Origin of the sequence: Shimia sp. R10_1 (genome assembly GCF_017744095.1) — a bacterium.
Classification (GTDB): domain Bacteria; phylum Pseudomonadota; class Alphaproteobacteria; order Rhodobacterales; family Rhodobacteraceae; genus Shimia.
Window position 1 is genome coordinate 83848 of record NZ_JAGHQX010000011.1, and the last position, 7131, is coordinate 90978.

The window sequence follows — 7131 nt, forward strand, 5'->3', positions numbered from 1 at the left end:
GACCTTAGTCGCAGCATTGACTAAGAACCGCTATTCAGATTGTGTCAGAAATGCTTGACGTGACTTGCAAATTTATTGAGGTATTGGCCGTCAATTGAGTCAAACATCAGTGACGTTCCACACTGATTGTGGCCCCCCAGATCAAGTTGCTGCGGTGCGGCCCACCAAACCTGCCATTCGCTGCGGCGGCGAAGTCACTTACTCGTCGGATGACTACATCGCAGGCTTTGCAGCCGTCCGCTGCGTCTGCGCTAAAGCCAGCTTCAATCTTTATTGGAAGAACAACATATTCTCCACGGTTGTCATTCCTTTGTCGTGTCGGACCATCACTATGGGGCCAGAAATGGACGGTTACTGTGAAAGCTTCAACGCGCGCTTCAGAGACGAGCTGCTGAATGGAGAGATATTTTACAGCCTGCGCGAAGCCCAGATCCTGATTGAACAATGGAGGAAACACTACAACACAAAACGACCGCATAGTGCTCTGGGCTACCGCTCACCGGCTCCGGAGGCCATCGTTCCGGTGGAAACCAGGCCGATCATGCACTAACACTCAAACTGGACCACTTAGATGGGGCTGATCGCAATTGTCTGTCCCAATTTTCGGGACAAAGTTTCCTGCGCTACATCCCTTGGCCTCGATCAAGGAAACAAATTGGAAGTGCCGCGGTTTGATGCCGATCCTTTGATAGCATTTGGTCTCTGATTATGTCGAACAGGGTAGCCATTTCAGGGTCCTTAAAAACTTCACGGAGCCAAAAATAATGAGGACCGAGGCCAGAGGTGTGAGAGGGCTTTTCCGCTGAACTTGTCCGAAGAAGTTCCTCCAAAACTGCCCTGTTGCCGCCCTGAAACTGGAAATGTTGCTCCAGGGCGCTTAGAGATAATTGCCGAACACGATAGCGTAGCATAGCGTGTAAGTTACATAGATGTCGACGGGTGTTGACGGTCTGCGTTTTGCACCCTTCCGCTATCCACGTGTTAGCTCGCCAGATTGTGCAGTACCGGCGTCAGGTTACGTTGGAGCACAGGTGTTCTACTCCTAAAACTGTGCCATGGGAGTTCTTAGAAAGCGACAGGGCATAGAGTTCGGCTACATCGGCTGCAGGAACGCCGCCTTGACCCCAACCTAATTTGATCGCGGTCTCGCGTACCATCGGTGGGCTGACGACGGCTAAGCTTTGGTTGCGGGGCAATCCAAGTGCTGCGGCGCGGCCGAACCCCTCGATCCCGGCATTTAGCGTTGTGATCAGAACCGATGCCGGATTCGGTTGTTCGGCCAAGATACCGCTGGTTAAGGTGAAGAAGCCGTCATCATTCAGATAGTCGCGGCCAAAGCGCACCAAATTGACTTGACCCATCAGCTTGTTTCCGAGGCCGAAGGAGAAATCGTCGTCATTCAGAGCGTCGAGTGGGCCAAAGGCGCCGCTACCTGCGGTCGATACAATGGCGTCGACTTTGCCGACATTTTCATACATCGAGAGGATGGAGGCCGGATTTGAAATATCAACTTGAATATCGCCGTTGCGTGAGGCTTTGATAACCTCGTGCTCCCGCGAAAGCAGTTCTGAGACTGCACTGCCAATGGTTCCGGTGGCTCCTATAACGAGAATACGCATGGTGTTGCTCCTCTTTCTGCGTTGTTCGTTGCAGAAGAGGTAGATGATGTTGAACTGTGTGATAATATGCGTCATGCGGGAAGCTTAATCCCACTAAATGGGACAAATGTATGGATCGTCTGGATATGATGAAAGCCTTAGTCGAAGTTGCCCGTCAGGGTGGCTTCGCTCCGGCGGCGCGGCAGCTCGATATTTCGACTTCTGCGCTGAGCAGGCATATCGCCGCTTTGGAGGATTGGCTTGGAGTGCAATTGCTTCATCGAACTACGCGACATGTCCGCCTTACTGACGCCGGGAAAGGCTACCTAGTGCGGTGCCAAAAGGTGTTGCAAGAAATCCGCGAGATTGAATTGGCCGGGCAGGACGTACACGGCGCTCTTTCCGGCCAAATCCGTATCTCAGCGCCCGTCTTTGTTGGCCGTCAGCATATCGCCCCGGTACTGGCACCGTTTCTGCGAGCTAACCCCGGGGTCAGTGTTGATTTGTTTCTTAGCGACCGGTTGGTAGATTTGGTGGCTGAAGGCTTTGACATGGTCATTCGCGTCACCAAACCGACGGATTCGTCGCTGATTGCGCGCCGGCTTGGCGACACTCGTTTATGTGTTGTTGCGTCGCCGGATTACTTGGCAGCACGCGGCACGCCTTCAACGATTGAAGAATTGGCTCAGCATGATTGTATCATCGATCGTGTCCCAGAAGGAAGCGGCCGATGGTCATTTATAACACAATCCGGGCATACTGCTCAGCGTGTCAGTGGCCAAGCGCGCGTCAATGACGGTGAGACGGCACGAAACTTTGCCATGTCTGGCCTGGGGCTGGCGCGGCTGCCATTTTTCTTCGTTCAGGAAGCCATCGCATCGGGTGCGTTGATAGAAATTGAACTGGATGAAAATCCGGAAAAGGCGGGAGTGTTTGCTCTTTACCCCCCTTCGCGCCACCTTTCTCAAAGCGTTCGAGCCGTGATTGACTTGCTTGTCTCAGAGATGACCTTTTAACTTTTGGCAGCTCTCTCGCGGTCATAACTGAGGCAGGTTGCGATGCCGCCAGCAAAGACTGCCTTGAGCTTTTCATTTGGGTCGGCTCAGTGAAAGCCGGAAGTTGTACGGCGATCTACCGTGATGCGTTGTCCAGAATACGCCGAGCCATCGGTGTGCATGGGAAAGGCATCATCACCGCTGACCTGCTCCCCATTGTGTCCGCGGTTTTCAGTAAGCTCTGTTCAGGTTTTGGTCCTCTGTTGACCGTTGGTGATACTCCCACGGGGTGAGCCCGTCGAGGCTCGTATGTGGGCGGTGATGATTATAGTCTTCGCGCCATGCCGCAATTAGGTCGTGGGCATGGCGCAGGCTCGCAAATAGGTGCTCATTCAGGCACTCGTCTCTCAGCCGGCCGTTGAAGCTTTCCACGAAGCCGTTCTGCATCGGTTTTCCCGGTGCGATGTAATGCCATTCGACTTGCCGGTCCTTCTGCCATTTCAGCATCGCATTGCTGGTCAGTTCGGTGCCGTTGTCCGAGACCACCATGCAGGGATAGCCGCGCAACGCGGCGATCCGGTCCAGTTCGCGGGCGACACGCGCCCCGCCGATGGATGTGTCCACGACGGCTGCCAGGCATTCCCGGCTGAAGTCGTCAATAACGTTCAACACCCGGAACCTGCGTCCGTCTTCCAGCGCATCCGACATGAAGTCGAGCGACCACCTCTGGTTCGGCCCCTGTGGGATCGCCCTCGGCGCTCTGGTGCCCACAGCACGCTTATGTCCGCCCCGTTTACGGACGGCCAACCCTTCTTCGCGGTACAGCCGGTAGAGCTTCTTCCAGTTCACCTCCCAGCCCTCCCGCTTCAGCAGGATGTGCAGGCGGCGATAGCCGAACCGGCGCCGCTCACACGCCAGCTCCTTCATCCTGGCCTGCAACTCGGTGTCCGACCTTCGCGTCGATTTGCGTCGATACACGCGTGGATCGATCCCGGCCAAGGCACAGGCCCGTTTCTGATTGTAGCCTTTGGTCTTCATTGCCCAGTCCACGGCGTTCCTCCTCGAACCGGGCTTCAGAAGTTTTTTCCAAGCATCTCTTTCAGCGTGGCGACATCGAGCATCTGCTCCGCCAGCATCTTCTTGAGCTTCGCATTCTCGGCCTCCAGCGCCTTCAGACGCCGCGCGTCAGACACTTCCATGCCACCATATTTGGATCGCCACTTGTAGAACGTCGCATCGCTGATCCCATGCTTGCGGCACAGCTCTTTCGCGCTCAAACCCGCCTGATGTTCTTTCAGGATGCCAATAATCTGCTCTTCTCTAAATCGGCTTCTCTTCATCGTCTGTCTCCTCAGTTGGAGAACAGGCTAACCTCAAAGTGAGGACTTTTCAGGGGAGCAGGTCACTTGTGATGTGGTGAAAGCAAACCGCATGGCAAAGATGCGCGAACTCGATGCGCAGTTACTGGGTTTGTTCATCACACGGGCGGCGATATCCGGGGTGAGTGCAGAAGGCTTTGTGGAGTTTATGGAAACGCATGTTGAAGCGCTTGAGAGATTGGCCGCTGAGCATCCCCAGCCAATCGCAGAACGAATTGCGAAGGCTGGGGCAAAGTATCAGCTAGAGTGATGCCACTCTCAGACCACGGCACTCAGAAGGCACCGCAGATAACAGCTACATTTACAAAATATGGAGATCATCCTGTAGGGCATTGAGCGTCAGGTTGTATACGGTATGGACGTGTCACGTTTTTGTGCCGCCCCATGTGCTCGTTTAGGCCACTTTCCGTTCGAATGCGACCGGGCTTTTCCAGTCCAATGCTGAGTGCCGCCGTCGCGAATTGTAGAAGCCGTTGATGTATTGGAAGATGGCCAGCTCGACGTCTCTGCGCGTGTGCCACGACCTTCGCCAAATCAGCTCAGCCTTGATCGTCTTGAAGAACGTCTCGACAGCGGAGTTGTCGTAGCAGTTGCCTTTGCCGCTCATCGATATCTGGAATTCGTGTTGGCGCAAGAGTTTCTGATAATCGTGAGAACAGTATTGGCTGCCGCGATCCGTGTGATGGATGCAGCCCTTTGGCGGTTGTCGCAGAACGATGGCCATGTTCAGTGCCCGGGTTGCCAGATCACGTTTCATGCGGTTGCTTACGGCCCAACCGATCACTCGCCGGGAATGCAGATCAAGAATCACGGCAAGGTAGAGCCATCCTTCTCGGGTCCACACATAGCTGATGTCACCGGCCCATTTCTGGTTCGGTTGATCTGCGCGGAAGTCCCGGTTCAACAGGTTGGGCGCAATGTTGAAGGCGTGGTTGCTGTCGGTTGTCACCTTGTATTTCTTAGACCGTTCCACCCGTATGCCGTTCTCACGCATCAACCGACCAACGCGGCGGTGGCCGATGTTCAGACCCAGCTCCTTCAGCTCTTCGGTCATGCGTGGACGGCCGTAGCTGCCCAAACTGAGACGAGATTGTTCCTTGATGTGCGCCAGAACAACCAAGTCGGTCCGCTGCCTTTGGCTGGCCGGACGGTTACGATAGGCACGTAAGCCTCGCTCGCTGACATCCAGAACCTGGCAAAGACGGTTAGTCGGGAAATCGCGGCCATGCTCTTCGATGAACCTAAACCTCATGGCTTTTGGCTCGCGAAGAAGGTCGTAGCCTTTTTTAGGATATCCCTCTCCTCCTTGAGGATGCGGTTCTCCCGTCGCAGCCGTTCATTCTCACGGGCAAGCTCCAGATCCCTGTCCGACACCACATCCGTGTCGCGATGCGCTGTCACCCACTTGTTCAGGGTCGAAAGCCCAATACCCAAATCCGACGCCACCTGTTTGCGAGAGAGCCCGCTCGTCAGCGCAATCCGCACTGCATCAGCACGGAATTCATCCGTCCGTTTCATTCCCATCATCAGTCTCCTTTGTTGCAGTAAATGCTATCAAAGGAGCGGCATCAAACCGCGACACGTCCAATCTGATCAAGAGCATTTAGCTCGTTCCCGACGAAAATAGCACCTGCGGGATAGGTATTGCCGACCAGTTGATCCCCTGCTGGGTTTTCCGGATCATTGTTCTGAATAACTGTAGATGTAGTTGGCGTTCGCTCACCTGTTTGACCATTTACAGTGCTAACCGTTTTGACGCGCACCCCGGCCACTGGATCATCATAGAAAGCTTGCTGTTCGCCGGTTGGGAGCGGCCTAGTTACTACTGGCGTGCCAGAAGAAACATTTGGAAGATGGCTATTGTCATGACTTCGTTCTCCCTCTGCATCATTAGATGCCAATTCATCAAGTATTGCCCCTGCAATCAATTCTGCCCCAGTTTCTCCAATAACCGCAAAAACTGCAGCTCCCGCAATTGCTCCAAGTGCGCTAGGTACTGGCCCACCTACCGCAAAAAATGATCCACCCCATTGGGCCCCCAGGAGCGCGCCGGCCAGACCGGACGTCTCTACCACTACATTCTCGATATTTCCATTTTGTGCTGCATCGACAATATCAACTGTCTCCACTGCGACAGCGACAGCTACCCCCCCAGCTTTCGCAAATACTTTGTAGCTATTTGGTGCCTCAATTGCTTCTAATGCCTTGTCTGCAGAGCCGAATACAACTTCGCCTCCCAGCGATAGCGTTGCGTCCGCTATGATATTTCCATCGACGCCAAAATCTTCGTCAGCCATGTTTTTTTATCAACCCAAATATTGAGAGAATTAGAAAAGCGAAAAGTGTGGAAAAACAAAGTAAAACAAATGCATAGTAGACAAATGCTAGGTCGCTTGTGAGAATAACCCCAAGCTTCGAAGGTGCACCGTTGGCATCGCTTAGTGGGGCAAAGAACATGCCCCAAATCAGCGCAATCAAGAGACAGATTGCCCCTGAAACTACTTTGACTGGTTTCTCAAAGATAACATCAAATTTGTCGCGATCTAACATGGCTGTCTTAAAGTACAGAAGATAGGATATTAAAGTTAATGGAGCTGACAGCAAAAATGCAGAGTATGAATAGATAGCTCTTTCGTTCACGTTACTCAGGGATTCCATCCGCTTGCCGACTAGGAAAATGGTGTAGAAATCCTCGAAGCTAGTTCTAGAAACTTTCTGGGATAGTATCTGCTCGACACCCCAAATGAGCACCATTGACCCAAACAAAGTGGCCAAAACTAACCAATCGTTTCTTTTGTCCCGCATTCTTGTGCCTACTCTATTCCCGGGAAGCGCGAAATTTGTAAGTAACTTAAACGTAGACAAGAACGACAAAAACTCAGATCAATCTAAGCAGACTCAACGCCAACCTATCGTTGCCGCTCTGCCACACCCATTTCCCGCTCCGTTTGCTTCCACAGCGCTTCCACGCGCGGGATAGCAACGCAAAGGTCGCCCGAATGCGGTGCGTAAGTATCTGATATACAAGTATAATTTTGGTTGCGGGAGTAGGATTTGAACCTACGACCTTCAGGTTATGAGCCTGACGAGCTACCTGGCTGCTCCATCCCGCGGTGGTGTTGATCGCGTGCTTTTTTGTGCTTCGATCTGTTTTCCTTC

The 7131-nt window shown here is 53.2% G+C and carries 7 protein-coding genes, 1 tRNA gene and 1 pseudogene; 3 read left to right on the forward strand and 6 right to left on the reverse strand.

All coding sequences use genetic code 11. The features are described from left to right. Positions 1 to 346 precede the first annotated feature (346 nt). Positions 347 to 550: pseudogene (locus tag J7413_RS18100) on the forward strand (transposase); the annotation flags it as partial. Between the two features lie 460 nt (positions 551 to 1010). Here the strand turns inward: J7413_RS18100 and J7413_RS18105 are convergent. Then, the gene (locus J7413_RS18105) at positions 1011 to 1619 is read right to left on the reverse strand and encodes a short chain dehydrogenase (protein WP_209100785.1); all 609 of its coding nucleotides are present in this window, start codon (positions 1617 to 1619) and stop codon (positions 1011 to 1013) included. A gap of 110 nt (positions 1620 to 1729) precedes the next feature. Here J7413_RS18105 and J7413_RS18110 point away from each other — a divergent pair, with 110 nt between their 5' ends. Continuing rightward, a complete protein-coding gene (locus J7413_RS18110) occupies positions 1730 to 2614 on the forward strand; it encodes a LysR family transcriptional regulator (protein ID WP_209100787.1) in 885 nt (294 codons plus the stop codon). A 210-nt stretch (positions 2615 to 2824) separates the two neighbouring features. On the opposite strand, the gene J7413_RS18115 is transcribed toward J7413_RS18110, so the two are convergent. Beyond that, positions 2825 to 3933 (reverse strand): IS3 family transposase gene (locus J7413_RS18115; RefSeq protein WP_209100789.1). Its coding sequence is split into 2 segments (ribosomal slippage): positions 2825 to 3678 and positions 3678 to 3933, totalling 1110 coding nucleotides; the frame shifts between segments, so codons are not numbered across the junction. 91 nt (positions 3934 to 4024) lie between these two features. On the opposite strand from J7413_RS18115, the gene J7413_RS18120 reads away from it, so the two are divergent. Beyond that, positions 4025 to 4222, forward strand: coding sequence for a hypothetical protein (locus tag J7413_RS18120; protein WP_209100791.1), 198 nt, complete (start codon positions 4025 to 4027; stop codon positions 4220 to 4222). Between the two features lie 144 nt (positions 4223 to 4366). Here J7413_RS18120 and J7413_RS18125 read toward each other — a convergent pair. The 4 genes from J7413_RS18125 to J7413_RS18140 all read right to left on the reverse strand — a co-directional run bounded on the left by J7413_RS18125 (position 4367) and on the right by J7413_RS18140 (position 7085). Further along, positions 4367 to 5496 (reverse strand): IS3 family transposase gene (locus J7413_RS18125; protein WP_209100793.1). Its coding sequence is split into 2 segments (ribosomal slippage): positions 4367 to 5253 and positions 5253 to 5496, totalling 1131 coding nucleotides; the frame shifts between segments, so codons are not numbered across the junction. Between the two features lie 44 nt (positions 5497 to 5540). Beyond that, positions 5541 to 6269: a hypothetical protein gene (locus tag J7413_RS18130; RefSeq protein WP_209100796.1), complete on the reverse strand. Its 729-nt coding sequence runs from the start codon at positions 6267 to 6269 to the stop codon at positions 5541 to 5543. Next, on the reverse strand, positions 6262 to 6777 hold the full coding sequence (locus J7413_RS18135) for a hypothetical protein (protein WP_209100797.1): 516 nt from the start codon (positions 6775 to 6777) through the stop codon (positions 6262 to 6264). Before J7413_RS18135 ends, J7413_RS18130 begins: the two co-directional genes overlap by 8 nt. A gap of 231 nt (positions 6778 to 7008) precedes the next feature. Beyond that, positions 7009 to 7085 (reverse strand) — tRNA-Met (locus tag J7413_RS18140). Positions 7086 to 7131 lie beyond the last annotated feature (46 nt).